This is a genomic window from Allobosea sp. 10N428 (genome assembly GCF_056394545.1).
Genome location: NZ_JBFTIC010000003.1, coordinates 730734 through 757250, shown reverse-complemented (window position 1 = coordinate 757250; position 26517 = coordinate 730734). Strand labels below are relative to the sequence as shown.

The 26517-nt window shown below is 65.4% G+C and carries 26 protein-coding genes and 1 tRNA gene; 17 read left to right on the top strand and 10 right to left on the bottom strand.

The annotated features are described in order from the left end of the window. Positions 1-155: 155 nt before the first annotated feature. Positions 156-1946, bottom strand: coding sequence for an adenylate cyclase (locus AC1DDA_RS13940; RefSeq protein ID WP_476796160.1), 1791 nt, complete (start codon positions 1944-1946; stop codon positions 156-158). On the opposite strand from AC1DDA_RS13940, the gene AC1DDA_RS13935 reads away from it, so the two are divergent. The 6 genes from AC1DDA_RS13935 to AC1DDA_RS13910 all read left to right on the top strand — a co-directional run bounded on the left by AC1DDA_RS13935 (position 1947) and on the right by AC1DDA_RS13910 (position 6095). Then, positions 1947-2447 carry a hypothetical protein gene (locus tag AC1DDA_RS13935; protein WP_476796159.1) on the top strand — a complete coding sequence of 167 codons (501 nt, stop codon included), beginning with the start codon at positions 1947-1949 and terminating at the stop codon, positions 2445-2447. A 25-nt stretch (positions 2448-2472) separates the two neighbouring features. Further along, on the top strand, positions 2473-3048 hold the full coding sequence (locus AC1DDA_RS13930) for a hypothetical protein (protein WP_441511902.1): 576 nt from the start codon (positions 2473-2475) through the stop codon (positions 3046-3048). A 61-nt stretch (positions 3049-3109) separates the two neighbouring features. Then, a complete protein-coding gene (locus AC1DDA_RS13925; protein WP_441511903.1) occupies positions 3110-3598 on the top strand; it encodes a hypothetical protein in 489 nt (162 codons plus the stop codon). Between the two features lie 17 nt (positions 3599-3615). After that, complete coding sequence (gene ppk2 / locus AC1DDA_RS13920; RefSeq protein ID WP_476796158.1) at positions 3616-4398, top strand: polyphosphate kinase 2; 783 nt, start codon at positions 3616-3618, stop codon at positions 4396-4398. Positions 4399-4417: 19 nt separating this feature from the next. Then, positions 4418-4870, top strand: coding sequence for a hypothetical protein (locus AC1DDA_RS13915; RefSeq protein WP_476796157.1), 453 nt, complete (start codon positions 4418-4420; stop codon positions 4868-4870). Beyond that, complete coding sequence (locus AC1DDA_RS13910; RefSeq protein ID WP_476778803.1) at positions 4863-6095, top strand: HlyD family secretion protein; 1233 nt, start codon at positions 4863-4865, stop codon at positions 6093-6095. The genes AC1DDA_RS13915 and AC1DDA_RS13910 overlap by 8 nt, the downstream gene beginning before the upstream one ends. A gap of 1559 nt (positions 6096-7654) precedes the next feature. On the opposite strand, the gene AC1DDA_RS13905 is transcribed toward AC1DDA_RS13910, so the two are convergent. The 3 genes from AC1DDA_RS13905 to mnmA form a co-directional block, all read right to left on the bottom strand. Then, a tRNA-Met gene (locus AC1DDA_RS13905) sits at positions 7655-7731 on the bottom strand. Between the two features lie 68 nt (positions 7732-7799). Then, the gene (locus tag AC1DDA_RS13900; protein WP_476796156.1) at positions 7800-8456 is read right to left on the bottom strand and encodes a class I SAM-dependent methyltransferase; all 657 of its coding nucleotides are present in this window, start codon (positions 8454-8456) and stop codon (positions 7800-7802) included. A gap of 31 nt (positions 8457-8487) precedes the next feature. Beyond that, the gene (mnmA, locus tag AC1DDA_RS13895) at positions 8488-9672 is read right to left on the bottom strand and encodes a tRNA 2-thiouridine(34) synthase MnmA (protein ID WP_476796155.1); all 1185 of its coding nucleotides are present in this window, start codon (positions 9670-9672) and stop codon (positions 8488-8490) included. A 246-nt stretch (positions 9673-9918) separates the two neighbouring features. Here mnmA and AC1DDA_RS13890 point away from each other — a divergent pair, with 246 nt between their 5' ends. From AC1DDA_RS13890 to flbD, 8 genes are all read left to right on the top strand, one after another. Beyond that, positions 9919-11391, top strand: a complete 1473-nt coding sequence (locus AC1DDA_RS13890) for a flagellar hook-length control protein FliK (protein WP_476796154.1) — start codon at positions 9919-9921, stop codon at positions 11389-11391. Between the two features lie 15 nt (positions 11392-11406). After that, positions 11407-12078, top strand: a complete 672-nt coding sequence (locus AC1DDA_RS13885; RefSeq protein ID WP_441511912.1) for a flagellar hook assembly protein FlgD — start codon at positions 11407-11409, stop codon at positions 12076-12078. 107 nt (positions 12079-12185) lie between these two features. After that, entirely contained in the window at positions 12186-12461 is a 276-nt protein-coding gene (sciP, locus tag AC1DDA_RS13880) for a CtrA inhibitor SciP (protein WP_038359348.1), read from the top strand. A gap of 199 nt (positions 12462-12660) precedes the next feature. Further along, positions 12661-14352: a flagellar basal-body MS-ring/collar protein FliF gene (fliF, locus tag AC1DDA_RS13875; RefSeq protein ID WP_441511913.1), complete on the top strand. Its 1692-nt coding sequence runs from the start codon at positions 12661-12663 to the stop codon at positions 14350-14352. 104 nt (positions 14353-14456) lie between these two features. Next, positions 14457-15446 carry a flagellar motor switch protein FliG gene (gene fliG / locus AC1DDA_RS13870; protein WP_441512213.1) on the top strand — a complete coding sequence of 330 codons (990 nt, stop codon included), beginning with the start codon at positions 14457-14459 and terminating at the stop codon, positions 15444-15446. A gap of 22 nt (positions 15447-15468) precedes the next feature. Further along, on the top strand, positions 15469-16038 hold the full coding sequence (locus AC1DDA_RS13865) for a FliH/SctL family protein (RefSeq protein ID WP_476796153.1): 570 nt from the start codon (positions 15469-15471) through the stop codon (positions 16036-16038). An 11-nt stretch (positions 16039-16049) separates the two neighbouring features. Then, positions 16050-16400, top strand: a complete 351-nt coding sequence (fliN, locus tag AC1DDA_RS13860) for a flagellar motor switch protein FliN (RefSeq protein ID WP_441511915.1) — start codon at positions 16050-16052, stop codon at positions 16398-16400. A gap of 146 nt (positions 16401-16546) precedes the next feature. After that, a complete protein-coding gene (flbD, locus tag AC1DDA_RS13855; protein ID WP_441511916.1) occupies positions 16547-17911 on the top strand; it encodes a sigma-54-dependent transcriptional regulator FlbD in 1365 nt (454 codons plus the stop codon). Positions 17912-17923: 12 nt separating this feature from the next. On the opposite strand, the gene AC1DDA_RS13850 is transcribed toward flbD, so the two are convergent. Both AC1DDA_RS13850 and AC1DDA_RS13845 read right to left on the bottom strand, forming a co-directional pair. Next, the gene (locus tag AC1DDA_RS13850) at positions 17924-18244 is read right to left on the bottom strand and encodes a hypothetical protein (protein ID WP_441511917.1); all 321 of its coding nucleotides are present in this window, start codon (positions 18242-18244) and stop codon (positions 17924-17926) included. Between the two features lie 121 nt (positions 18245-18365). After that, a complete protein-coding gene (locus AC1DDA_RS13845; protein ID WP_476796152.1) occupies positions 18366-19814 on the bottom strand; it encodes an MFS transporter in 1449 nt (482 codons plus the stop codon). Positions 19815-20109: 295 nt separating this feature from the next. Here AC1DDA_RS13845 and flhA point away from each other — a divergent pair, with 295 nt between their 5' ends. Further along, on the top strand, positions 20110-22239 hold the full coding sequence (gene flhA / locus AC1DDA_RS13840) for a flagellar biosynthesis protein FlhA (RefSeq protein WP_441511919.1): 2130 nt from the start codon (positions 20110-20112) through the stop codon (positions 22237-22239). A 79-nt stretch (positions 22240-22318) separates the two neighbouring features. Further along, the gene (locus AC1DDA_RS13835) at positions 22319-23239 is read left to right on the top strand and encodes a DMT family transporter (protein ID WP_476796151.1); all 921 of its coding nucleotides are present in this window, start codon (positions 22319-22321) and stop codon (positions 23237-23239) included. Position 23240: 1 nt separating this feature from the next. Here AC1DDA_RS13835 and AC1DDA_RS13830 read toward each other — a convergent pair whose 3' ends face one another. The 3 genes from AC1DDA_RS13830 to AC1DDA_RS13820 form a co-directional block, all read right to left on the bottom strand. Continuing rightward, on the bottom strand, positions 23241-24278 hold the full coding sequence (locus AC1DDA_RS13830; RefSeq protein WP_441511921.1) for a lysylphosphatidylglycerol synthase transmembrane domain-containing protein: 1038 nt from the start codon (positions 24276-24278) through the stop codon (positions 23241-23243). A gap of 142 nt (positions 24279-24420) precedes the next feature. After that, on the bottom strand, positions 24421-24795 hold the full coding sequence (copM, locus tag AC1DDA_RS13825) for a CopM family metallochaperone (protein ID WP_476796150.1): 375 nt from the start codon (positions 24793-24795) through the stop codon (positions 24421-24423). A gap of 73 nt (positions 24796-24868) precedes the next feature. After that, positions 24869-25294, bottom strand: coding sequence for a hypothetical protein (locus AC1DDA_RS13820; RefSeq protein WP_476796149.1), 426 nt, complete (start codon positions 25292-25294; stop codon positions 24869-24871). A gap of 28 nt (positions 25295-25322) precedes the next feature. On the opposite strand from AC1DDA_RS13820, the gene AC1DDA_RS13815 reads away from it, so the two are divergent. Next, a complete protein-coding gene (locus AC1DDA_RS13815) occupies positions 25323-25982 on the top strand; it encodes a GNAT family N-acetyltransferase (RefSeq protein WP_476796148.1) in 660 nt (219 codons plus the stop codon). Positions 25983-26106: 124 nt separating this feature from the next. Here AC1DDA_RS13815 and fliJ read toward each other — a convergent pair whose 3' ends face one another. Continuing rightward, entirely contained in the window at positions 26107-26511 is a 405-nt protein-coding gene (gene fliJ, locus AC1DDA_RS13810) for a flagellar export protein FliJ (protein WP_441511925.1), read from the bottom strand. Positions 26512-26517: the final 6 nt, after the last annotated feature.

Below are 26517 nucleotides of genomic sequence, written 5' to 3'. Positions count from 1 at the left end.
ACGGCACAGATCGCGACGCTCGTGTCGGGGCAACAGAGCCGCAGATGCGTGATGGCGGCCACCGAGGCGACGGCATTCCGCCTTCAGCTGCACCGCATGCTCCGCTTCCTCTTTGACAAGAAGTGAAAGCTGCGAAGGAAATCCGGGGTAGTAGGTTACGGTAGGCTACGGTCCCCGCCGGTTCCGCCTTTTCCCGCATTCGAGAGAGCACCGAATGATCGTTCGGTCTCGGCCAGGAACCGGTTTGGCACGGGGAAGCCGGCCTCGATGGCGCCGCGGATCAGAATGGCGCGATCTCTCGCATTGAAGTTGCGGCTGTTGAGCTCGTCATCGAACTTGTCGAAGAAACCCGGTCTCAGCCGCAGGAACTCGGCACGGGATTGCGCCGCTTCGGCCTGTAATCCCTGGCGCGCGAATATCAGCGCCGCGACGAAGTGGTATATCGAAAACCGACGCAGGTTTGCGCGGCGGATCAGATCGGCGGCGCGCGCATTGTCGCCTTGCATATAGGCGGCCAAGGCCAGGAGCCCGACATAGTAGTCGGAGTTGCCGGGGTTCTTTGCCATCGCCTCTTCGAGCAAGGATGCGCCTTGCTGCCAGTCTCCGGCCTGGGCCACCCGGCTGCCGTACTCGCCGAGCAGCTCGGTATCGTTCGGGTTGAGCGCGCGCGCCTGGGCGCCGACCCGCAGCGCCTCGCTGGCGTCTCTGCTGAAATAAAGGACGGTCATCAGCGCCTGGAGCGCGCGAATATTCTCCGGATCAAGGTGAACGGCGCGCTCTGCGGCGGCTCTCGCCCGCTCCAGGGGCGGCGGCGAGCCTAGCCGCCGGTTCAACTCGAAACGATCCTCGTCGAGATAGAGGTAGGACAGCATCGCCCAGCCGGTCGAAAAATCGGGATAGCGCGCCGTGACATTCTCCAGGCATGCGCGCGTCGCGGCATGCTCGGTCTGATCGAGCACGGTGCGGTAGCGATAGAACCGATAAGTGCACTGATAGGTTTCGAGGCTCTGGACGTCTCCCGATCGCGCCGGCCGCGGCGGAGCGCTGAAAATGATCCCATAGGGCTGGGCGATCGCCGTCGCGACCTTCGAGGCTATCGTCGTTTCCACGGCGACGATGTCGGCGGCGTTCGGATCGGCGTCATAGGTTCCCGACCAGACGATGGCAGAGCTCTCGCCATCCAGGACGCGGGTCGTCACCCGGAGCTTGCCGTCGGAAAGGCGGATGCCGCCTTCGAGAATGTACCGGTTGCCGAATTGGCTCGTGATCTCCGAGGCCGAGGCGCTGGGCGATACGGCGGCAGACGTTTCCCGGCCGAAAACCGTCAGCTCCTTGAACCGCGAGAGCTGCGTCAGCAATTCTTCGCCGAGACCGGCGATGTAGACGTTGACTTCCGGCTGCCCAGACAAGTTCGAGAACGGCCTGACGATCAGAGAAGGGCCACGCGGTGGCGGCGGCTCCCAGCTGGCGGGCGCCGGCGCTGGCGGGGCGGCCAACCAGGGGAGCGGGACGGCAAGGCACAGCGCTGCCACAACGATGGCCCAGGCGAACCAGCGGCTTCCCCACCACGGTGCATCCGCTCCCGCCAGATCCTGCCTCTCCGGAGCAGCGGTGCGGGCGGGATCGACGATGTGGATCGGCGGCGCCTCGCGCCGATGGAAGCGCGGCACGTAGCCGCCCTTGGGAATCTCGATCAGAATGGGGTCCGAGCTCCCGGACAGCAGATAGTAGCGCTCCAGCGCACGCCGGAGCCGCCCGGCTTCGATGCGAACAACCGGATCGTTCTGGATATCGAAATTTGCGTCGCGGCCGAAGACTTCGACTGCGACGGAATAAGCTTTGATCCGGTCCGCGTGGCCGGCGAGGGTCTGGCTGATCACATAGATCAAGAATTGCCGCACGCGCTCGGGAACGTTGAATTCAGTGCTGGCGAGGATCTTATCCAATTGAGCGTGAATTTCATCGCCCTGAAGCTTGTCTTCAGGGCGATCTTCCAAATTACCGTTTTCGAAAAGCCGGTTATTCTCCATGGAATCGGCTCCCCCAAGCCAGAAAACCACGTGAAAACTTCAGGGCTAGGTCGCGCTTTCGGTGTAAACTACGGTTATTTACTCCCAATCCAGTCGAGCGACCACATAAATATTCGCTTTCGCAGGGGGCGCGCTCCAATGGAACCGGGCGTTCTGGCTGCCGTTCGGCTGCTGCCGAAGCACAAGAAGGCGATCGAGGAGCTGGTGTTGAGGAGTCAGAACTTCCGGTCGCTATGCGTGGATCTGGCCGACGCAGAACAGGCCCTCCGGCGTTGGGAGGCCTCCGACGCTCCCGGAACGGCTGCGCGATGCGTCGAGTATCGGCATCTGATCGACGGCCTCGAATCCGAACTCCGGCAGTCGATCGGCGAATGGCAGGCCCGGTCCGAAGGGGCGATCAAGCATAAAGAACGGTGACTTCAACCCAGGGTGGAGAGTGACGATGTCAAAGCGTGCATACTTGGCTCTGGCGATCTCGTTGGCCTTGGGCGCGGCAGCCTGCGCACCCACGGTCACCAGCACGACCATCATGGTGGCCGGCGTCGGACCGGTCGAGATCGAACGGATCAATGTCGAAGTCGCGGGAGTCGACCCCAATGCGCGCATCGTGACCGTGCGCCAAGGGCGCTTTGTCTGGGATGTCGCCGTTCCCGACGTGTTTGGCGATCTGCAGGGGCTTCGCGTCGGCGACAGGCTGGAGATCCAGCGGGCCGAAGGCGTGATCCTCGGCGCCAGGCGCGCAAGGAAGGGAGTCCGGCCCGGCATCGTCTATACCGATACGGTCGGTGCGCCATCCTTCAACAATCTGCCCGACAAGTTCGTGACACGATCGCTGACGCTGACAGCCCGTTTCGAGAGGTTCGACCCGGCCACGGGCGTCGTGGACTTCGTCGGACCGGCAGGGCCGCGCAGCCTCACCGTGGCCGATCCCGTGATCAAGGACGATCTCCGGCGCATGCGTCGCGGCGACATGATCGACCTGACCTTCGCCGAGGCCGTCTACATCCAGAAGTACTGAATTCGCCGGCTCAAACCCGCGTCGAGGACGCTGGTTGCGATCGATGAAGGAGATGCGAACGATGTCGCCCGCAAATCAAAATCCGAACGCAGCGACGCTCGGCGACGAGAGTTTCATGTCGGCCGACGATCTCCGGTCTTATATGACCGATCTCGAAATGGCGCGGGCGTCCAAGCTGGCCGGCGCCATGAACAAGGCCGAGGACGCGCAACGCAAGCTTGCCGCGACGTTGAGCGAGGAAATTGCCGTCACGCCGGAGAAGATCGAGGAAATCAAGCAAAGCCTCGCAACCAAGACCCGCGCCGCGGCCAGCCGGGGCGAGACCGAGGTCCTCGTCATGCGCTTCCCGAGCCAGCTTTGCACGGACCGGGGGCGCGCCATCAACAATGCGGAAGCCGACTGGCCGAGCTCCCTGACCGGCCGGCCGCGGCAGGCCTATGAATTCTGGAAGGAGCATCTCCAGCCCGCGAAGTACAAGCTTCGCGCCATGATCATCGACTGGCCGGGCGGGCTACCCGGCGATGTCGCGTTCTTCCTGAGCTGGTCCTAACGGAGAGGGCGCCGGCGATGAAAACCAAGAGTAGCGAGCCCCTGAAACGAAAACCCTATGAGCAGAAGCTGCGGGATCTTCACGCGGAGCTGGTCAATCTCCAGGAGTGGGCGAAGCATGCGGGCGCAAAGGTCTGCATCGTCTTCGAAGGGCGGGACGGCGCTGGCAAGGGCGGCGCCATCAAGGCGATTACGGAGCGCGTCAGCCCCCGCGTCTTCCGGGTGATTGCGCTGCCGCCGCCGACGGAGCGCGAGAAGTCGCAAATGTATGTGCAGCGCTATCTGCCGCATTTGCCGGCGGCGGGCGAAATCGTGATCTTCGATCGGAGCTGGTACAACCGGGCCGGCGTCGAGCGGGTCATGGGCTTCTGCACCGAGGAGCAGGCGAAGAGCTTTCTTCAGGACGTGGCGGGCGTCGAAAAGGCGATCGTCGATTCCGGCACCATCCTTCTGAAATACTGGCTGGAAGTCAGCCAGGAGGAACAGACGCGCCGGATGGAGGAGCGCATCCACGATCCGCGGAAGATCTGGAAGCTGTCGCCCATGGACCTGAGATCATATTCGCGCTGGTACGATTATTCGCGCGCCCGCGACGAGATGTTTCGCGCCAGCGATACGACCTGGGCGCCATGGTATGCGGTCCACTCCGACGACAAGCGCCAGGCGCGGCTCAACATCATCTCCCACATCCTCCGCTCGGTTCCTTACAAGGCGCCGTCCCGGGAGAAGATCAAGCTGCCGAAACGGCAGAAGACCGATGGCTACGAGGAAGCCGAGTTCGCACGGAATTGGATCGGCTGATTGAGACTGGAGCGCGTTTATGGCAGCCGAACTTCATCCCCTGGCGCCGCGCCATCTGCCGGCCTTCATAACTACGCCGGGAGAGACGGACGTTCTCATGGTCGTTGCGGCCGTGATCCTGCTTCTGGCAGTGCTGGGTGTTGGCTTGATCTTCCTTCGGCTGCACACCTTGCCGGAGCGCATGGCGCATAAATCCCAGAAGCTCCAGTTCGAGATCGTCGCGGTGCTCGGCTTGCTCGCGCTCTTCACCCATGTGCATCTGTTCTGGGTCGCCGGGCTGTTGCTCGCCTTGATCGACATTCCCGATTTCACCGGGCTGTTCGGCAGAATGGCGCATGCGCTCGAACGCATCGCGGGGATTGCGCCGAGGCGGGCGTCCGTCGCCGAGGACACCGCGGCAGGGGAGCCCACAGCGGGATCCGGCGCGGACGATCACACCGCGCTCCAAAAGCGGGAGAGCAGCCATGCTTGAGCTTCTGTTCTGCTCCCTGCTGACGCTCCTGCCGGATTACCTCTATCGGCGATACGGGCAGGGAAAGCGGTTCGGCAAGGAAATCACCTTCTATTCGGTGTGGTTCGAGCTGCGATGGGGCATCATCTCCTGCCTCATGCTGACGATCGGCCTGATCACGGTGATCTTCTACAATCACCCGTCGACGACGAATGCGGCCGTGCTTTTCCGTACCGTCCCGCTCATTTCGGAGACCACCGGCCGCGTCGCGCAGGTCTATCTCGGCGTCAGCGGCCCGGTCACGAAGGGCAGCCCGATCTTTCGCCTCGACAGCTCCAAGGAGGAGGCGGCGGTTGAGACGGCCCGGCGCAAGATCGCGGAAATCGAGGCTTCCATCGTCGTCGCAAAGGCCGATCTTCTCACGGATGAGAACCGAATTCTCGAAGCCGGGAGCGCCCACAAGCAAGCCCTCGACGAGCTCGAGACGAAGCAGGAGCTGCAGCGCCGCAACGACGATATCGTCGCCCGCCGCGAGATCGAGAGGCTCGAAAATCTGGTGGCGGGGCGCGAAGCGGCCCTGGCGGTGGCCGTCTCTGCAAAATCCTCAGCCGAAACCCGCATTTCGACCTTGCTGCCGGCAGAGAAGGCAAGCGCGGAGGCTGCCCTCGCGCAGGCGCAGACCGATCTCGACAAGACCGTCGTGCGCGCCGGCGTCACTGGCCGGGTCGAGCAGTTCACGCTGCGCGTCGGCGACATCGTCACGCCCATCATGCGGCCGGCCGGCGTCCTGATCCCCGAGGAGGCCGGGCGGAATATTCTGCAGGCGGGTTTCTCGCAGGTCGAGGGACAGGTGATGCAGGTCGGCATGGTCGCCGAGGTGACTTGCCTGTCCAAGCCCTGGGTCATCATTCCGATGGTGGTGACCGGCGTTCAGGATTTCATCGCCACGGGCCAGGTGCGGGCCGCCGATCAATTGCTCGATCCCCAGCAGGTGTCGAAGCCCGGCACGCTGCTGACCTTCCTCGAACCTCTCTATGCCGATGGGCTCGATGGCGTGACGCCGGGCAGCAGCTGCATCGCCAACGCCTATTCGAGCAACCACGAGCTGATCGAGTCGGGCAAGCTCTCGACCGGACGAAAGATCGTCCTCCACGCCGTCGACGCGGTGGGCCTTGTTCATGCGCTGCTGCTGCGCATTCAGGCACTGGTGCTGCCGATCCAGACGCTGGTCTTCAGCGGGCATTGACCGCGAGCCACGGCCGTCAGGCGGACTCCGCCGGAGCGTCAAGGGGGAGGCGGGGCCTCGCGGCAGTTCGGCTCGCATTGCGTTGGGGCGGCGACCGACGCCCATGCAGGCGAGAATGAACCGGCACGGAACTTGCCGCGACAAACGGACATTCGTCCGGGTGTTTCGACATGGATCAGAACGAGTTCCGTTGCGAAACATGTGGCTCTCCGCATGTTTCGATCCCGCGCGTTCTCAAATCAGAGAGCGAAATCGTCTGCGGCCGATGTGGCGCCTTCATCGCGACATGGTCAAACTATTGCGGCGCAATCGCCTTGGCGCTTGCGAACGACAATCGCCTCCGGCCACCTCCGGCCGATCCGCTCCGGCCGGCTGAGTGATCAGCGGCTCGGCGGCAATCACTTATCGGTCCAGAAACAACCGAGGGGTGTTGGCAGCACGAGACCGTCTCGGGGTGCTCGCACCAGGAGAACAGATCGTGCGCCGTTTTTCTTTGCGAGTGTGGCGCGCGTGGGGCCGGCGGCTCAATCGGCTGCTATGGGTAGGCAGCCGCCATCGACGATCAAGGAGCGGGCTCGCCGTCTTTTGGAAGCCGCAGCAAACGCTCGCGTGCTGCCATAGTGCACACGAGCGTGTTGGCAGTCCCTACGCTAACGAGAGGTTTAGTAAAATCACACAACCGGGCGGCCCAATCAGGTCGGTCTATTGCAATGATGTCCCCAGATTTGCAGTGTTCAGCAAATCTCGATATCAATTTTTCGGGGTCATACCTAAGACCTTTTACCATTGGTCTACAATATCGCTGTTCGCGAGCATATGCCGATTGAATACACAGCCCCACTAGCGCCAACGCAAGGTAACAGGTGGACCTAAGCATATCCGCATCCGTGGCTGTATTGAATTTGGTCCTCGCCTCTAGATTGCGCGGATTCGCCGCCCCTGCAAGGGACCGAAGAGCTTTTGCGAACGGCCGCAACGTGGTCGAAAGCGGTCGGAAAGTCTCCGGCCCCCATGCGCGCTGACCAAATGCGGTCAAGCGTTGACTAGGCCCTAAAAAGCGCTGACGGGGAATCTGCCCGTCAGCGGCCTCGCCGCAACTACACCTTTCTGATTCCGGGCGGTCGCGGCGCCTAGCGGCAAAGGACTGCCTTCGTCTTCTCAGACATGGTGCACAGGGACACCTGGCGTTCTTCGCGAGGGAGTGGCCGATAGGTGCGCATGCTGTCGCGAGTGACCAGGACCGCGGAGCCCTGCTGAGGCGGAACATAGGTTGCGCACCCGGCGAGGAACGCGCAGCACACAGTAATGGCAAGCATCTTCATGCTGTTTCTCCTGGCGTGGGCCTACAGATTGAACTCTGCCACCAAACGCTTGACAACGGCGATGATTTCCCAGGACGCCCGGTCTCCGAAAGGGTGCGGTCTTTTTCGGCCAGCTAATGTCGCTAACAGGTCGCAAGCGGCCACCCAACGCTCTCAAGTGCTCGCGAGGCCGAGCGGGAGCGGTCTGAAGGCGCGGGCTTGCGAAACGATAAGTGATTTCAATCACTTATGAAGTTGTGGTAGCGGGAGAGGGACTTGAACCCCCGACACGCGGATTATGATTCCGCTGCTCTAACCAGCTGAGCTACCCCGCCACGGACATCGTAGCCGGCTGGGCCGGCCCGTCGTCGAGGCGCGATATAGGCGTCGCGATATGGCTGCGTCAAGCCTTCGATCGCGACTTATCAGCAGAGACGAGCTTGCGCAGGCGAACAACCTTGAAATAGCCGCGCCCGACATGGACGGTTTCGTAGCGGCCCGTCGCCTTCGCCCAGTCCGTCAGGCGGCTTACCTTGAAGTCGGAGCTCCAGCCGATCGCCTTCGAGAGCGGCGCGACGGCGCTCCAGAACGGCGCGAGGACGCCGCCATCATCGACGAGGCGGCTCGAGATGACGATCTCGCCGCCCGGCTTCAGGACGCGGTCCATCTCGGTCAGCGCCTGCTCGGGATCCGGCACGAGCGTGATGACGAATTGCGCGGTCACGGCATCGAAGCGCTCGTCGTCGAAACCGAGGCGGCAGGCATCCATCACCATCAGCCCGCGGACATGCCGCAGATTCTGGCTGGCGACCTTGCGATGGGCCACTTTGAGCATGTCGAGCGAGAGATCCGCGCCGAGGACGCGCGTTTCAGGGGTAAAATAGGACAGGGTGAGGCCGGTTCCGACACCTATTTCCAGGATATCCCGTCCGCATGCGCAGGCCGCCTCGACCGCCTCGCGCTGCGGGCGCGCCAGCATGCGCTGATAGATCCGGTCGTAGAACTTGGCCCAGGTCGCGTAGACGCGCTTCTGGCCGTCGAGGTCGTAGGTCACCGGCATGGCTGGAATCCGAGCAGAGAAGCTGAGCCCGTCAGGACAGGGCGAGCGCCGCGGGCGCGGCGGTGGCCGACATGGCGAGCGGCCGGCGCAGGATGGTGCCGCCGCCGAGAACGCGCGAGCCAGGGCCGGCATCGGCGTAGATCACGCAGGCCTGGCCGGGCGAGACGCCTTCCTCGTCGCCGGCAAGCTCGATGCGCAAGCCCTCCGCATCGCGGAAGAGGCGGGCTTCGCGCGGCGCGCGGGTCGAGCGGACACGCACGGCGACCTCGAGCCCTTCCGGCGGCAGGGCGTCGAGCGCGGTTTCGCCGAGCCAGTTGAGATCGCGCAGGCGAACTTCGCGCACGCTCAGCGCCTCGCGCGGGCCGACGATGACGCGCGCGGTGTCGGCATCGAGACGCAGCACATAGAGCGGCTCGGTCGCGCTGAGCCGCAGGCCCTTGCGCTGGCCGACGGTATAGTGGAGCACGCCCTCGTGATGGCCGAGCACGCGCCCGTCGAGATGGACGATGTCGCCGGGCCGGGCGGCGCCGGGCTTCAGCCGCTCGATGACATCGGCATAGCGGCCGTTCGGGACGAAGCAGATGTCCTGGCTGTCGGGCTTGTCGGCGATGGCGAGGCCGAGCTCGGCCGCGAGCGCGCGGGTCTGGGTCTTGTCGATATGGCCGAGCGGGAAGCGCAGCAGGTCGAGCTGCTCCTGCGTCGTGGCATAGAGGAAATAGCTCTGGTCCCGGCTGGCGTCGGCGGCGCGGAACAGGCCGCGATGGCCGTTGCCGAGGTCGCGGCTGACGACGTAGTGGCCGGTCGCCAGCGCATCGGCGCCGAGCTCCTTGGCAAGATCGAGCAGGTCGCGGAACTTGACGGTGCGGTTGCACTCGACGCAGGGGATCGGAGTCTCGCCGGCAAGATAGCTCTCGGCGAAGCGCTCGATGACGGCGTCGCGGAAGCGGCTCTCATAGTCGAGGACATAATGCGGGATGCCGATCGCCTCGGCGACGCGGCGGGCGTCGTGGATGTCCTGCCCGGCGCAGCAGGCTCCGGCGCGGTGGACGGCGGCGCCGTGATCGTAGAGCTGCAGCGTGACGCCGATGACGTCATAGCCCTCGCGCTTGAGCAGGGCTGCCACCACCGAGGAATCGACGCCGCCCGACATCGCCGCAACGACGCGCGTGGCCGCTGGCGGCTTGGCGATGTCGAGTGAGTTGCGGGGCGTGGTCATCGTCTGTGGAGGCGTCCGTGGCTCGGAAGTTCGGCATTTGCGCGTCTGCCGGCTCTATACCGGCTTTGGCCGGCTGCTGCCAGCGGGATCGGCAAATCCTGCCGGCCTTCGGCTTTCATGCGGGCGGTTCTTGCCGCCGCAGTCCCGATAAGACATTCTAACGCATTGATTTATAACGTCTCTGTTCTGGCGTGCAACTTGCTGGCGACGGGCGGGTGCGTTGTTGCCCGCGCCGCGGAACCGTTCATGTCGATCCAGCCCGTCTTCACCAATCAGCGAGCGTCGGACGCTCCAGCTTCGCGCCGCCGCGCTGAGGGCGGGGAGAGCGATGCCTTTTCCTTGCCCGAGGTGCAGGAGGGGAGCGACGCAGCGGCGGGAAAGGGCATCGCCAGCAAGACAACCGACCAGGCCGGCGCGGTCGAGGAGGCTGTTGCCGCGGCTGCTGGCGCCCAAGCCGAGAAGATTTCGGCGCCAGCGGACGGGAAGGGCGAGCTTGTCGTGAAGTCGGGCGAAGTCGTCGCCAAGCCGTCCAAGCCCCAACAGGCGGGAGCGCAGCCCGAAGCTCCAGCTGTGGCCACAGGGATCGATTTCCTGATCGCGATGGCGGCGGCTCAGGCCGAAGCCGCCGCGGTTCAGGGCGGCGAGGGAAAGCCGAAGGCGGACGGCCAGGCGAATTCCACAGAAGGCGAGCAGAAGCCGGCCAAGGCCAAGACGGATGACGGCGAAGCCGACGCGGCGAGCCAGGCATCGGGTGCGGAGGAGGCCAAGGCGATCGCCCAGCCGCCTCATCCCGTCGCGTTGATGGTGCTGCCAGTGCCGGTTTCGGCCTCCGCGGCCGGTGGAGACGTCTCTCCGCCTGCCAATGGATCCGCCGTCGCCGTGGGCGATGGAGCGAAGCCTCAGGCGACGCCGCTGCCACTTCCCGGATTTGCCAAGGTCGACGCGAAGGCGGCGAAAGACGCCGAAACCGTTGCGCCCGAGGATGCGGCGTCCGTGGACGGTAAGGCAATTCCCAAGACAGATCAGGTGACCGAGACCAAGAGTACGGCCGAGAAGGCCATCGCCGGCGCCCCTACCAAGGCAGAGGCGACACCGGCAGCAGCCGATCCGAAGCTGCTCGACGGCTTGCAGCAGGCCTTGGGCCCGCTCGATCTCTCCACGATGCTGCAGCAGGCGCCCGGAAAGCCGGGCCATGACCGCCTGCTCCAGCCGCTCGATCCGAATCTGGCTGCGAACGGTGCCGCGCTAGCTCAAGGTCAAGGTCAGGGCGTCGCGGGCGGCCAGCCGACGCCGGTCCATATGGTGCCGATCGAGATCGGCATGCGCGCGATGTCGGGTTCGAAGCAGTTCGACATCCGTCTCGATCCGGATGAGCTCGGGCGCGTCGACGTCAACCTGTCGATCTCCGACAAGGGCGAGGTCAGCGCGAGGCTCGTCGTCGACCGGGTCGAAACCCTGCACCTGCTGCAGCGCGATGCCCGCACGCTGGAACGCGCCTTCGAGCAAGCGGGTCTGAAGCCCTCCGACGGAGGCGTCGATATCAGTCTGCGCGATCCGTCCGATCAATCGGCCTTCCGCCAAAACCGGCAGCACGACGAGGCGCCGCAGCGCCCACGCCTGCCGCAGGGCAACGAGCGGGCTGACGAAGCCCCCCTTTCCAACGATCCCGCCCCGCAGCGCCGCCTCGTGCGGCTCGGCGGCGTCGATCTCAGCATCTGAGCAAGGACAAGCGCCATGGCGGTTTCCGGGACAAATAGTTCGACGGGCACATCGACCACCAACAACACCAACGTCTCCGGCGGCACCACCGGGATCGCCAACAATTTCGACCAGTTCCTGACGCTGCTGACGACGCAGCTCAAGAACCAGTCGCCGCTCGACCCTCTCGACACCAACCAGTTCACGGCGCAGCTGGTCCAGTTCGCCGGCGTCGAACAGCAGCTCAAGACCAATGAAACGCTGAGCTCGCTGCTCAGCCTGAACGCGGCGGGCACGGCGACCAGCGCGGTTGGCTTCATCGGCGCCAAGATCACGGCCGATGGTGCCACCACACGGCTGATCGACGGCAAGGCCGAGTGGAAGGTCAACATGCCGTCGGCCGGAACGGCCACCGTCACCATCAAGGATTCGAAGGGCAACGTCGTCCAGACCGCCACCAAGACGCTGGTCGCGGGCGACCAGACCTATAGCTGGGACGGCACGACCTCGATCGGCTCCAAGGCGCCGGACGGCGAATACACCATCACGATCGACGCGAAGAACGTCGCCGGCGAGTCCATCACCGCCAAGACGCAGATCAGCGGCATCGTCGACGGCGTCGACTTCACCTCTTCGATCCCCATGCTGAAGATCGGTTCGATCAGCGTGCCGATCGACAAGGTGAAGAGCGTGGTGCGCAGCGAATGAGCCGGGGCGAATCAATCGTGGACATACGACACGATCGTTTTAGCCAATTTTTAAAGCCGGCCTTCTATGCTGCCCTCAGTAGCTCTGTTGAGTTGTGTGAGAGTACCATGACCGAGCCATTGCGACCGCGGGTGAAGTACGTGATCGGACCGGACGGAAGTCCGCTGACGATCGCGGACCTTCCGCCGATGAATACAAGGCGCTGGGTCATCCGGCGGAAGGCAGAGGTGGTGGCCGCTGTGCGCGGCGGCCTGCTGAGCCTGGAAGAAGCATGCCAGCGCTACACGCTGACGGTCGACGAGTTCCTGAGCTGGCAGATGTCAATCGACCAGCATGGCCTCGCTGGGCTGCGGACGACCCGGATTCAGCATTACCGCCAGTAAGCGGCAGGTTTTTCTTTTGTTTTCAAAGGCGTCGGTCCGATCAGGACCGGCGCCTTTCGCGTTGGCACGGCATGTCCGTGTGGAAAGTTTAACGAGCCGCCTCGAAAAATTAACCGACTGCTAACCATGCGCTGGGAAAAACTTGCCTAGTGGGTCGGCAAGTGCGCCGTCCTTTCGATTCTGTGGAACGGATGGCGGCGTGAACGGCCTGATCGAGCAGTTTGCGAAGTTCGGCGCGGCACGGCTGGCAGCCATGTTGGCGGTGACGCTGGCGCTCGTCGGCTTCTTCGGCTTCGTGATGCTGAAGATGTCCCAGCCGGCGATGAGCGTGCTGTTCACGGATCTTTCCAGCCAGGATGTCAGCGCGATCCTCAAGGATCTCGACACGCGCGGCATCAAGTACGAGCTGCGCGGCGACGGCCAGACCGTGCTGGTCCCCAAGGCCGACGTGCCGCGGCTGCGCCTCGATCTCGCCGGCAAGGGAATCCCGGCCGGCGGCGGTGTCGGCTACGAGATATTCGACAAGGGCGACGCCTTCTCCTCGACCAGCTTCGTCCAGAACATCAACCATCTGCGCGCGCTCGAAGGCGAGCTCTCCCGCTCGATCCGCTCGATCAGCCGGGTGCAGGCGGCACGCGTGCATCTCGTCATTCCGGAGCGCAGGCTGTTCGAGCGGGACCGCGAGGCGCCGCGCGCCTCGATCGCGCTCAAGCTCGCGGGCGACCTCGATGCGGCGCAGGTCCGGGCGGTGCGCCACCTCGTCGCCTCGGCGGTGGACGGGCTGAAGCCCGAGCGTGTCTCGATCGTCGACGAGCGCGGCCGCCTGCTCGCGGATGGCGCCCAGAGCGATCAGGGCCTGATCGGGCTCGGCATCGAGGAGCGCCAGACCGCGATCGAGAAGCGCATCAAGTCGCAGGTCGAGGACATCGTCGCCAGCGTCGTCGGCTTTGGCCGGGCGCGGGTGCAGGTTTCGGCGGCGCTCGACACCAATCGCGTCGAGAGCCGCTCCGAAAGCTTCGACCCGGAAGGCCGCGTCCTGCGTTCCAGCCAGAACCGCACCGAGGCATCGACGACGAACGAAGGCGGCAACGGCGCGGTCACAGTCGGCAACGAGTTGCCGGGCGCCCAGCAGGCACAAGGCGCGCAGCAGGCCCAGCGCGAGAACTCCTCCAAGAACGAGGAGGTGGCGAACTACGAGATTTCCCGCACGACCCGCACCGAGGTGCTGGAAGGCGGCCGGATCAAGAAGCTCTCGGTCGCCGTTCTCGTCGACGGCAACTACAGCCGCAGCTCCGGCGGGGAGCTCGCCTATCAGCCGCGCAACACCGAGGAACTCGAGCGCATCGGCGAGCTGGTGCGGACCGCCGTCGGCTTCGATCAGGGCCGCGGCGACAAGGTCGAGGTGGTCAACCTGCGCTTCGCCGAGGCGCCGCCTCCGCCGAACGACCTGACCGAGCAGACGCTGATGCAGCAGCTGCTGTCCTTCACCCGGGAGGATCTCGTCCGCTTCGTCGAGCTCAGCGTGATCTCGCTGCTGACGGTGGTCGTGCTGATGACCGTGGTGCGGCCGCTGCTGAAGCAGGTCCTCGCGTCCGACAACAGCAATGTCCGCGCGATCCCCTCCTTCATGCGCAACGGTGCCGTTCTCGCGGACGGCACGACCGGCGACCCGGCTGGCGTGCCCGGCCGCGCCGTTGCCACGGTCGGTCCCGACGGGGAGGTGCTGCAGGCGGAGGTCGAGATGCCGTCCGAGCGGATGCTGGCCATCGCGCAGGTCAAGGGGCAGCTCAAGGCACAATCGGTGGAAAAGATCGGGGCGCTGGTCGCGCAGAACCCGGCCGATTCGGTCGCGGTGCTCAGGAGCTGGATCCACGAGAAGTCACCGGCGTGACGGGCCGCTGAACCATGGCAGAGACACGCTCCCTCGCGACGCGCGGCACCGGCCTCCCTGACGGCATCGAGGGCGGCGGATTCGGCGCGACCACCATCGACCAGATGACCGGCCCGCAGCGCGCGGCCGTCATCCTGCTCGTCCTTGGCGAGGATCACGGCAAGAAGATCTGGCAGGAATTCGACGACGACGAGATTCGCATCATCACCCGCGCCATGGCCGAGCTCGGCACCGTCGATGCCGACGAGGTCGAGCGGTTGATGCTGGAGTTCGTCGGCAAGCTCTCCAGCGCCGGCGCCATCACCGGCTCCTTCGACCGCACGATCTCGCTGCTCGAGAAGATCCTGCCGAGCGATCAGGTCGCGCTGATCATGGAGGAGATCCGCGGGCCGGCGGGCCGCAACATGTGGCAGAAGCTCGGCAATATCGATGCCGTCGTGCTCGCGAACTTCCTCAAGAACGAATACCCGCAGACGATCGCCGTGATCCTGTCGAAAATCCGGCCCGACCATTCGGCGAACGTGCTGCGCAACCTGCCGAACGAGCTGTCGATCGAGGTGGTCGGACGCATGCTGCGGCTCGAATCGGTGCAGAAGGAAGCGCTCGATCACATCGAGAACACCCTGCGGACCGAGTTCGTCTCGACGCTAACCCAGACGCGGCGGCGCGATCCGCACGAGATGATGGCCGAGATATTCAACGGCTTCGACCGGCAGACGGAGCTCCGCTTCCTCTCGGCGCTCGATGCTTCCAACCAGGAATCGGCCGAACGCATCCGGGCGCTGATGTTCACGTTCGAAGACCTCGGAAAGCTCGACCCGGCCGGCCTGCAAACGCTGATGCGCCTGGCCGAAAAGGACACGCTGGCGCGCGCGCTCAAGGGCGCGAGCCAATCCATGCGCGATTTCTTCTACGGGGCCATGTCGCAGCGCGCCGCGAAGAATATGAAGGACGACATGGAGGGGCTGGGGCCGCTGCGGCTCAAGGAGGTCGACGAGGCCCAGACCAAACTGGTCCAGCTGACGAAGGATCTCGCGGACAAGGGCGAAATCGTCCTGTCCAAGGGCGGTTCCGAAGACGAACTGGTGTATTGAGATGGTTTCCGCAACGAAATTCATGTTCGGGACGGATTTCCGCGAAGGCGGCCGCAAGGCAGCCGGCGAAGCCGATCTCGCCGCAGCGCGCGCCGAGGGGTTCCGCGCCGGGCAGGAGCAGGCGCATCGCGAGGCGCAGACCCAGCTCGCCGGCCTGACCGGGCAGCTTGCCCGCTCCGCCGAGCGGCTGTTCGCGCAAGAAGCGGCGCGGGCCGCGGCGATCGAGGAGCATGCTGCGCATGTCGCGCTCGTAGCGGCGAAAGCGCTGGCGGGCGCTGCGCTGGCGGAGAAGCCGATGGCGGCGCTGGCCGGAGCCGTGCGCGAAGCCTTGAGCCATGCCCGGACGGCGCCGCATCTCGTCCTGCGCGTCAACGAGGCCGTGGTCGAGCAGGCGGAGGAACTGACCCGCAAGCTCGCTGCCGAGCATGGCTTTGCCGGAAAGCTGATGGTGCTCGGACAAGCCGACATCGTGCCCGGCGACGGGCGCATCGAATGGGCCGAGGGCGGTTTCGTCCTCGACAGCCAGCAGCTTTCGGCGCTGGTCGAACAGGCGGTCGCCCGCGTGTTCGGCCATGGCCGGGCGGAACCATGAAAGTCTGAGCCATGAGCCAGCAGAACGACCTCAACCTGCCGCCGCTGAACCAGGCCGACCTGTCCTTCGACCAGAACCAGACCTCGGTCGCGCGGTCGGGGCCGGTCCCGGTCAAGACGGCCGAAGATCTGGAACAGGTCTTCGACGTGCCGGTCACGGTCTCGGCCGTGCTCGGCTCCTCGAAGGTCGCGGTGGGCGACCTGCTGCAGATCGTGCCCGGCGCGGTTCTCGAGCTCGACCGGCGTGTCGGAGAGGCGATCGACATCTTCGTCAACGAGCGACTGGTGGCGCGCGGCGAGGTCGTCGTGGTCGAGGACCGGCTCGGCGTGACCATGACTGAAATCATCAAGGCGGACCGGTGAGAACCGGCCCTGCCATCGTGACGCTAGATCGCCGTGCATCCGAACGGACGTATCGTGGCGATCTATCTCTTTGTCTCAGCATCGGATTCATCCGAAAAGCGGATGCCGCTTTTCGGTCCGATGCTCCAAGCGGAAGGACCTGAGCCATGCGCCTCATCATCGCCGGCGGTCTCAAGGGACAGATCATCGCCGCCGCCAAGATCGCGATGTCGCACGGAGCGGCCGTGACCCACACCGATGGGCTCGACCAGACGCTCGCGGTGCTGCGCGCCAAGGGCGCCGATCTCCTGATGATCGACGTTGTCCAGCCGATCGCGGCCTATGTCGCGGCGCTGGAAGCCGAGCGCATCCGCACGCCGATCATCGCCTGCGGCACCTCGACGGATGCGCGTGCCGCCGTCGCCGCGATCCAGGCCGGTGCACGCGAATACGTGCCGCTGCCGCCCGATCCGGAGCTGATCGCGGCGGTGCTGGAAGCGGTCGCGGCCGATCAGTCCAGCCTGATCTGGCGCGACCCGGCAATGGAGCGCGTCGTGCAACTCGCCTCGCAGATCGCGCGTTCGGAAGCGCCGGTTCTCGTCACCGGCGAGAGCGGCACCGGCAAGGAGGTGATCGCGCGCCATCTGCATCAGAAGTCGGGACGTAAAGACCGGCCTTTCGTCGCGGTCAACTGCGCGGCCATTCCCGACAACCTGCTCGAATCCGAGCTGTTCGGCCATGAGAAGGGCGCCTTCACCGGCGCGATCGCCCGCCGCATCGGCAAATTCGAGGAGGCGCATGGCGGCACGCTGCTGCTCGACGAAATCTCAGAGATGGATGTGCGCCTGCAGGCGAAGCTGCTGCGCGCCCTGCAGGAGCGGATGATCGATCGCGTCGGTGGCACCCAGCCGGTCAAGGTCGATATCCGCATCATCGCGACGTCCAACCGCAACCTGGCGGACGCGGTGCGCGAGGGCGCCTTCCGTGAGGATCTGCTCTACCGCCTCAACGTCGTGCATCTGCGCCTGCCCGCGCTGCGCGAGCGGCCCGGCGACATCCTGGCGCTGGCCGAGCATTTCGCGAAGAAATATGCCGATCTGAACGGGATGCCGATGCGGCCGATCGCGGCCGATGCGCGCAAGCTGCTGCTCGGCAATGCCTGGCGCGGCAATGTCCGCGAGCTGGAAAACACGATGCACCGGGCGGTGCTCCTCGCCAGCGGGCCGGAAATCGCAGCGACGGCCGTGCTGACGCCGGAAGGCGAGGTGCTGTCTTCGGCGCCCGCGCGCGATTCCGCCGCGCGCGCTGCGCAGACTGCGGAGGCAATGACCCGATCGCTGGTGGGGAACACGGTCGCCGATGTCGAGCGCGAACTGATCCTCGATACCCTCGACCATTGCTTGGGCAACCGCACGCATGCGGCCAAGATCCTGGGGATCTCGATCCGCACCCTGCGCAACAAGCTCGGCGAATACACCGCCGCCGGCATCACCGTGGCGGAGCCGGGTCAGACGCGCATCAGCGTCGCCTGACCCGCGCAGGGCTCACCAATAGCGCCGGCGATAGTAGCGCGGACGATAGTAGCGCGGCCGGTAATAATACCGCGGGCGGTAATACGGCCGGTAATAGGGGCGCCGATAATAGCCGTAACGCGGCCGGCGATAGTAGTAGTACTGGCTGAATTCGGCGTCGGTCTTGTCCAGCGCCTCCTTCACATCGGCCGGCACTGCTTCATCGCCCTTCGCGGGCCCCGCTTCCGGCGTCAGGTCCGGCTTCGGCTGGGCCGCTTCGACGGCAGCAATGCCGCCCATGCCGGCTGCGGCGAAGCCTCCGACCAGTGTGATCAGGAATGAGCGTCTGTCCACGACGACCTCCAGGCTGTTGTCCCATCCATTCTTAAGGCCGGAAAGCCGGCGATAAGTAATGCATTTAGAGGATGCTTTGTTCCCGGGAGCGCGGATTTCGTCCCTATGGTCACGGCCGCGTTCAATCGACGGCATTCAGTGGCCTGGCAACGCTCTCGAGCGGCCGACGCTCGGCACGGATCGCGAAACGGGCCGCAATGACCGCGGCGCCCAGCATCAACGCGGCGCCGAGCAGATAGCCGCCGAAAACGCTGCCGCGCGAGCCGGTGTCGATCAGGATGCCGAAGAGCCAGGGGCCGGCGACGCCGCCAACGCCTGTGCCGAGCGCATAGAACACGGCGATGGCGAGCGCCCGCATCTCGACCGGGAAGGTTTCGGAGACCGTGAGATAGGCCGAGCTCGCAGCGGCGGAGGCGAAGAAGAAGACGACGCTCCAGCATAAGGTGAGCTGGGAGGCCGTGAGCCAGTCCTTCCAGAAGAGATAGCCGGTCCCGGTCAGAAGCAGGGCCGACAGCGCGTAGGTTCCCGCGATCATCACGCGCCGGCCGATCGTATCGAAGAGCCGTCCGATCATCAGGGGGCCGAGGAAGTTTCCCGCGGCGAAGGGCAGGATGAACCAGCCGATCTGCTGCGAGGGCACAGCGTAGAAATCGGTCAGGATCAGCGCATAGGTGAAGAAGATGGCGTTGTAGAAGAAGGCTTGGGACAGCATCAGCGCAAGGCCGACGAGTGCGCGCTCGCGATGGACCACGAAGAGCGCGTGGAAGACCTCGCCGAGCGGAGTCTTGGCCCGCGGCCTCAGCCGGGTCGGTATCAGAACCTCGTTTGCCGGCGCGACGAAGCCGGCGCGGCGCTCGATATCGGCAACGATGGCGGCGGCGCGCTCCGGGTGGCCGTGGCTGATCAGCCAGCGCGGGCTCTCCGGAATCCAGTGCCGCAGGATGAGGATGGCAAGGCCCAGTGCGGCGCCGATGAAGAAGGCGAGGCGCCAGCCATATTCCGGGTCGATCCGGGCCGGATCGAGCAGGACGATGGCGCCGAGCGCGCCGAGCGCTGCGCCGATCCAGAACGAGCCGTTGATGACGAGATCTGTCCAGCCGCGCACGCGGGCCGGGATCAGCTCCTGAATGGTGGAATTGATCGCCGTGTATTCGCCGCCGATGCCCATGCCGGTCAGGAAACGGAAGGCGATGAAGCTCGCGACATTCCAGGACAGGGCGGTCGCGGCCGTGGCAGAGAGATAGACGAGAACCGTGATCGTGAAGAGCTTCTTGCGGCCGAGACGGTCCGTGAGCCAGCCGAAGAAGACGGCACCCAGCACAGCGCCGGCAATATAGGCCGCCCCCGCAATGCCGATCTCCGTGTTGGTGAAGCGGAGGACCGGACTTTCCTTCAGCGCTCCCGAGACGGCGCCCGCGAGCGTCACCTCGAGTCCGTCGAGAATCCAGGTGACGCCGAGCGCAACGACGACGAGCGTGTGGAAGCGCGACCAGGGAAGCCGGTCGAGACGGGCGGGCACGTCGGTCTCGACGACGGGGTGTTCTGCTGCCTGCGATTGAACATGCTGCACGGGTCGTCCCCGACGATGAACGGCGCTCTTGCGGCGCTTTGAGATGGGCAGGCACCGGCACGGGAGAGCTGCCGGCGCAGGAATGACGTCGCCTGATATCGGCGGAGCCGGTGCGCGTTGGGTCGAGACGCAAACAATCCGTGTCCGCGAAGGTTCCGGTGACGCATTCGGGGACAGGTGCCCGAGGCCAGGCTTAACCATTCATTCACCATGAACCCGGCAAGAATTGCCGGGTCGCGCTCCGCTTCGGAGTGCTGGCCTGCCATGGGCGGGCATAGGGCGGGCGGAGCGGTCGATGACCGATGTGACGGCGGGGCAGGGAAGAGGGTTCAGCATCCCGGATCGCGGCGCGCTGGGAAAGCTGCTGAACCGGCCGGACCTGTTCCTGGCAATCGGCGTCATGGGCATCCTGGTGGTGCTCATCTTCCCGATGCCGGCGGTGCTGCTCGACCTGATGCTGGCGCTTTCGATCATCCTGTCGGTGCTCGTGCTGATGACCGCGCTCTTCATCGAGGAGCCGCTGGAGTTCTCCGCCTTTCCGACCGTGCTGCTGATCGTCACCATGTTCCGGCTGGCTCTGAACCTGGCCTCGACGCGCCTCATCCTCGCGCATGGCCACGAGGGCACTTCGGCGGCGGGCCACGTCATCGAGGCCTTCGCCGGCTTCGTGATGAGCGGCAATTTCGTGATCGGGGTGATCGTCTTCACCATCCTGATCATCGTGAATTTCGTCGTCATCACCAAGGGTTCGGGCCGCATCGCCGAGGTCGCGGCCCGCTTCACCCTCGACGCCATGCCCGGCAAGCAGATGGCGATCGACGCCGATCTCTCCGCCGGCCTGATCGACCAGGAGACTGCCAAGGTCCGCCGCAAGGCGCTGGAGGACGAATCCTCCTTCTTCGGCTCGATGGACGGTGCTTCGAAATTCGTGCGCGGCGATGCCATCGCCGGCCTGCTGATCACCTTCATCAACGTGCTCGGCGGCATCATCATCGGCGTGGCGCAGCAGGGGCTCAGCTTCGGCCAGGCGGCCACCAACTATACGCAGCTCACCGTCGGCGACGGCCTCGTCAGCCAGATCCCGGCGCTGATCGTCTCGACCGCGGCGGGCTTGCTGGTCTCGAAGGCGGGCGTGCGCGGCGCCGCCGACAAGGCGCTCGGCAAGCAGCTCTCCGGCTATCCCAAGGCGCTCGGCATGTCGGCCGCGGTGATGCTGCTGATCGCGCTGCTGCCGGGTATCCCGATGCTGCCCTTCCTGCTGCTGGCGGGTGGCGCGGGCTTCCTCGCCCGGCGCTTCGGCCAGGCTGCCAAGGCGCGCGAGGCCGAGCAGGCGCTCACCGGGGCGGCGCAGCCCGGCGCGGCGCTGGCGGCGGACGGCTCGCCGCGCGAGGAGACGCTGAACGACCTGCTCAAGATGGACGAGCTCAAGATCGAGATCGGCTACGGATTGCTGCCACTGGTCAATGCAGCGGGCGGACAGGACCGGCTGACAGATCAGGTGCGGGCGCTGCGCCGCCAGCTTGCCGCCGAGCTCGGCTTCGTCATGCCGGCGGTTCGCATCGTCGACAACGTCCAGCTCGAGGCCAACCACTACTACATCAAGATCAAGGAGATCGATGCCGGCCATGGCATCGTCTATGCCGGCCAGTACATGGCGATGGACCCGATGGGCGGCTCGGTGAACCTGCCCGGCCACAACGTTCTGGAGCCGACTTTCGGCCTGCCGGCGACCTGGATCGACGGCGCACTACAGGACGAGGCCCAGCTGCGCGGCTACACGGTGGTCGACGCCGCCACCGTGATCTCGACGCATCTGACGGAAGTGCTGAAGTCGAACATGCCGGAGCTGCTCTCGCATGGCGAGGTGCAGAAGCTCCTGCGCGAACTGCCGAAGGACCATGCCGATCTTATCAAGGAGATCGTGCCGAACCAGATTTCGACCACCGGCATCCAGCGGGTTCTGCAGATGCTTCTTTCCGAGCGCATCTCGATCCGCGACCTGCCGACCATCATCGAAGGCATCGCCGAGGTCTCTGCCGGCGTTCGCAATCCGCGCGACATCGCCGAGCATGTCCGCGCCCGGCTGGCGCGCCAGATCTGCGCGCAGTTCTCGAACCAGCATGGCGTGCTGCCGATCATCACGCTGTCGCCAGCCTGGGAAAGCGTCTTCGCCGAGTCGGTCATCGGACAGGGCGAGGACCGGCACCTCGCCATGCAGCCCTCGCGGCTGCAGGAGTTCGTGCATCACGTCCGCGACAAGTTCGAGGATGCCGCACGCATCGGCGAGATGCCGGCACTCGTCACCTCGGCCATGGCGCGGCCTTTCGCGCGCCAGATCATCGAGCGCTTCCGCCGCGAGACGCCGGTGCTGTCGCAGGCCGAGATCCATCCGCGCGTGCGCCTGAAGACCGTCGGCAGCGTCTGAGGCTCGCCTCCGCTTTCCACGGGGGTCCGATGCCCGCGGCGCAATGGTCAGCGCCGGGAGCTGCGGCTAAGCGGAGGCCATGTCCCGCAACGCTGCCCTCTTCGCCGTCATGTGCCTCGTCTGGGGGCTGACCTGGCTGCCGGTCAAGGTCGGTGCGGCGCATGTGCCGCCGGTCTTCCTGGCGGCGGCGCGCTTCACCATCGCCGGGTTGCTGATGCTGATCTGGGCCGGGCGCGACGTGCCGAAAGTGCCGCGCGATGCCTGGCCGCGATTGATCGGCACGGCGCTGCTGCTCAACACCGGCAACTACACACTGTTGTTCTGGGGCACGGCGCATGCGCCGAGCGGGCTTGCCGCCATCGTCAATTTCGCGACGATCCCGATCTTCACCTTGCTGGCGACCCGCGCTTTCGAGGGCGAACGCATCGACGGGCGCAAGCTCGCGGCGATCGGGCTCGGCACGGTCGGCCTCGGCTTCCTGTTCGCGACGCGCGCGCTTGGCGGATTGTCGCTTGCGCAGGGCGATCCGCTGGAGGCATGGGGGCTTGCGGCCGTGGCGGCCGGAACTTTGCTCTACTGTGTCGGCGCGGTGCTGGCGCGCCCGATCGCGGGATCGATGCCGACGTTGACGCTCGCCGGATGGCAGACCCTGATCGGCGGCGTCGGCCTCACCGCCGTTTCGCTCTCCTTAGAGCCGGTCGGCTACGACGATCTCGCCAAGCTGGTGCAGTGGCCGGTGCTGCCCGCGCTCATCTTCCTTGTGATCGGCGGCTCGCTGATGGGCTTCACCATCTATATGCGGCTGCTGCGCGACTGGGGCGCCTTCAGGGCCGGTCTCTACGCCTTCATCAGCCCGGCGATCGCCGTCGCCGTCGGCGTCCTGGCCCTGCACGAGCCTTTCGGCTGGTCGGAGGCAACCGGCGCGCTGCTGATGTTCGGAGCCGCCGCGATTGCGCTCAAGCGGCCATCGGCCAAGCCCGCGAAGACTGTGACGGCCTGATTCAGGGCGGCGGTGCGATGCGGGTGCTGCGTTTGAGCTGCGCCCGCTCGAAGGCCAGCACGATCGGCAGCGAGAACACCAGCGGCAGGATGAGATAGAACAGCCGCCAGATCAGCAGCGCGGCGAAGACTGCCGGGGCCGGCACGCCGGGCATGACGGCAAGGAAGACCGCCTCCATCACGCCGACGCCGCCCGGGACCTGGCTCAGAAGGCCGGCCGAGAAGGACAGCAGGAAGGCGCCGAGCACGATCAGGAAGCCCGGATTGCCCTGATCGGGCAGCGCGAAATAGATGATGCCGGCCGCGCCTGCCAGTTCGAGCGGGGCGGCGAGATACTGCCTGATGACGATGGGCAGACGCGGATAGATGATCTCGAACTTGCCGATCTTCAGCGGCTTGAAGCGCAGCCACGAGCCGATCGTATAAAGCGCGACGAAGGCGAGCATTCCGACGCCGATCATGCGCGCCGTGTTGTCGCTGATTGCGAACCACCGCGACATCCGTTCGAGCGGGTGCAGGATCTGCGGTTCGTAGATCAGGACAAGGCCCATCAGGAAGATGGTGCCGAAGGCGAAGGTGAAGGAGCAGAGCGCGACGAGCATTGCAACTTCGGCGGCTGTGAGGCCCTTTGCCGTATAGGCCCGGTAGCGCACCATGCCGCCCGAGAAGACCGAGGCGCCGATATTGTGCGAGAGCGCGTAGGTCACGAAGGAGCAGAGCGAGATATAGAACCAGGAGATGCCTTTCTCCTTGCCGAGATGGATCAGGGCGATCCGGTCGTACCAGGCGAGGGCGGCATAGGCGACGAGCGTCGCGAGCGCGGCGTGGAAGAAGGCCTCCGGCGGGATGACCGCGATCTTGTGGCCGATCCGCTGGGCGATGATCTTGATGCTCTGCCAGAGGCTGGCGTCTGTGAGCAGCGCTTCGATTGCGGCGTCGGATCCGGCTTCGGCCTTGAGCTTGCCCCAGAGCAATTCGACCGACCAGACCACCGCTACGAGCCCGATGATCGGCCAGAGATAGTCGAGATAACGTTTCATACAGGCCGCGGGGCTGGGAACTGGTGACGGGTGGCGGGTGGCCCACGTCGTCACCGCTGCGGCGCGAACCTGTCGTTCTCTGTGCCAGCGTGTGGGGGCAAGGGCAAGCGCCCGAAGACGCCTGCCCCCGCGCTGGACTAGGTTATTTGCCGTTCTTCTTCAGCCAATCCTGCATCATCGCGACTTCCTTCTCCTGGTCGCGGATGACGCTCTCGGCGAGTTTGCGGATCTCGGGGTCCTTGCCGTGGGCCAGGACAATGCGCGCCATGTCGATCGCGCCCTGATGATGCGGGATCATGCCGCGGACGAAGTCGGCATCGGCATCGCCGGAATAGGCGATGTCCATGTCCTTGTGCATCTTCATGTTGGCCGCCTTGTAGGCCTTGGTCGATGCATTCTCGGCCGTCGTTGCGGCAGCGGGCGCGCCGTGCTGGCCGTGATGCTGCTGCGCCTGCGCGGCGCTGCCGAGCGTTCCGGCTGCGAGGAAGGCGGCCAATGCGATTGCTGTACGATTCATCTGTCTTGTCCTTGAACGATGGAAAACGCGGATCGCGCCGGAAAGCGGCGTCATAATCCGGGGAAATTTCGACTCAGATCGTCAGGGCGCGTGGTGGGCGCTCCGCCGGCTCGATGGAGAGCCCCCGGGACAGCATCGCGATCGGCGGACGCGTCCGCGACCAGACGATCAGCACGGGCAATAGCGGGGCCGACGGCGCCTGCGCGATCAGGCCGCAGCCGATGATGCAGCAAGGCGGCGCGGCGGAAACCGGGTGCTTGGCCGCGGTCGGTTCGTGACAGGGGGCGGGAGCCTCGGCCCGCTCGCCCGCGCCTGCAGCTGTCGTCTCGCCGTGATGCGACGAGGTGGCCATCGGCATGCGCATCATCGAGGCCGCCAACGTGACATGCGGCAGCACCGCGAAACACATCACCAGCAGCGTGAACAGCCAGCCGGCGGGGCGGCCGCGTCGCGGCCGCCCCGATCCAACCATGGTGTCACGCCGGGCATGCATCATCACGCCATGCTCTTTCGACCGCGATCATGTCATGATCGCGGCGACGACCACTCTTTCGAGCCGCGATCTGCCTTCCATGTCCGAGAGCCTGACCATTACCCTGAACGGAACGACCGATTTGCCGCCGGGCAAGATCGCGACGATCGTGACATCGCTCGAGATGTTCGAGCGGCCGACGCAGCGCTCCGATCCGCCCGGGACCGAGGGCTTCTCGCTCGATCCGATCGATCGTTCCGATATCGAGCGCTATCTGCGCGTTTATCGCCGGCTCGGCGAGCGCTGGATGTGGTTCAGCCGCTTGACCAAGCCGCGCGCCGAACTCGAAGCGATTTTCCGCGATCCGGCTGTCACGGTCTTTGCCGTCCGCTTCGACGGGCAGGATGCGGGGTTGCTGGAACTGGATTTCCGTGTGCCGGGGGAGGGGGAGCTCGCCTTCTTCGGGCTCGATGAGCCCGTGGTCGGGAAGGGGGCGGGTCGCTGGCTGATGAACCGGGCGCTTGAACTGGCCTGGGCCCGGCCGATCTCGCGCTTCTGGGTGCATACCTGCACGCTCGATCACCCGGCCGCGCTCGCTTTCTATCAGCGCTCGGGCTTCACGGTGTTCAAGCGCGGGGTCGAGGTCGACGATGATCCGCGCCTGACCGGCAAGCTGCGCAGGGACGCCGTCGAGCACCATCCCGTCATCGCATGAAAAAAGGCGGCGTCCGCGAGGACGCCGCCCTTTTCACTGAATTCCTGGGAACTACAGGATCTTTATTCTATCGCATTTTCCCGACGCGAACCGGTGTCCACTTCGCTCGAACTCTTGAAGCGGGTCAGGCGCGCGAACGCAGCCCGATCGCGTCCATCGTCGCCTGGTCGCGGGCGGCTTCCGCGGCACGCTCGGTAGCGCGCTCGCGATCGTCGAGAATCTCGACCTTCTTCATGTCCTCGAAGGCTTCCTGCAGCTCGGCCTTGGCCTCGTCGAGCTGGCCCTTCAGATTGTCGGCCGACTGGCGCAGGTTGTCGCGGCGGCCCAGAGCCGCCTTGGCATAGGTCGGATAGGCGAAGTGAGACGAGTCGGTGATGCCGGCGCGGGCTTCCTCGGACTGGATCTCCCGATCGAGATCGTTCGCCATCCTGTGGAAGTCGGCGATCATCATCTCGATCTGGCTCACCCGGCGACGTTTCTCGTCCACCTGAAAGCGCTTCAACCGCAGAAGGGTCTCTCGCGACTTCATGTCGTT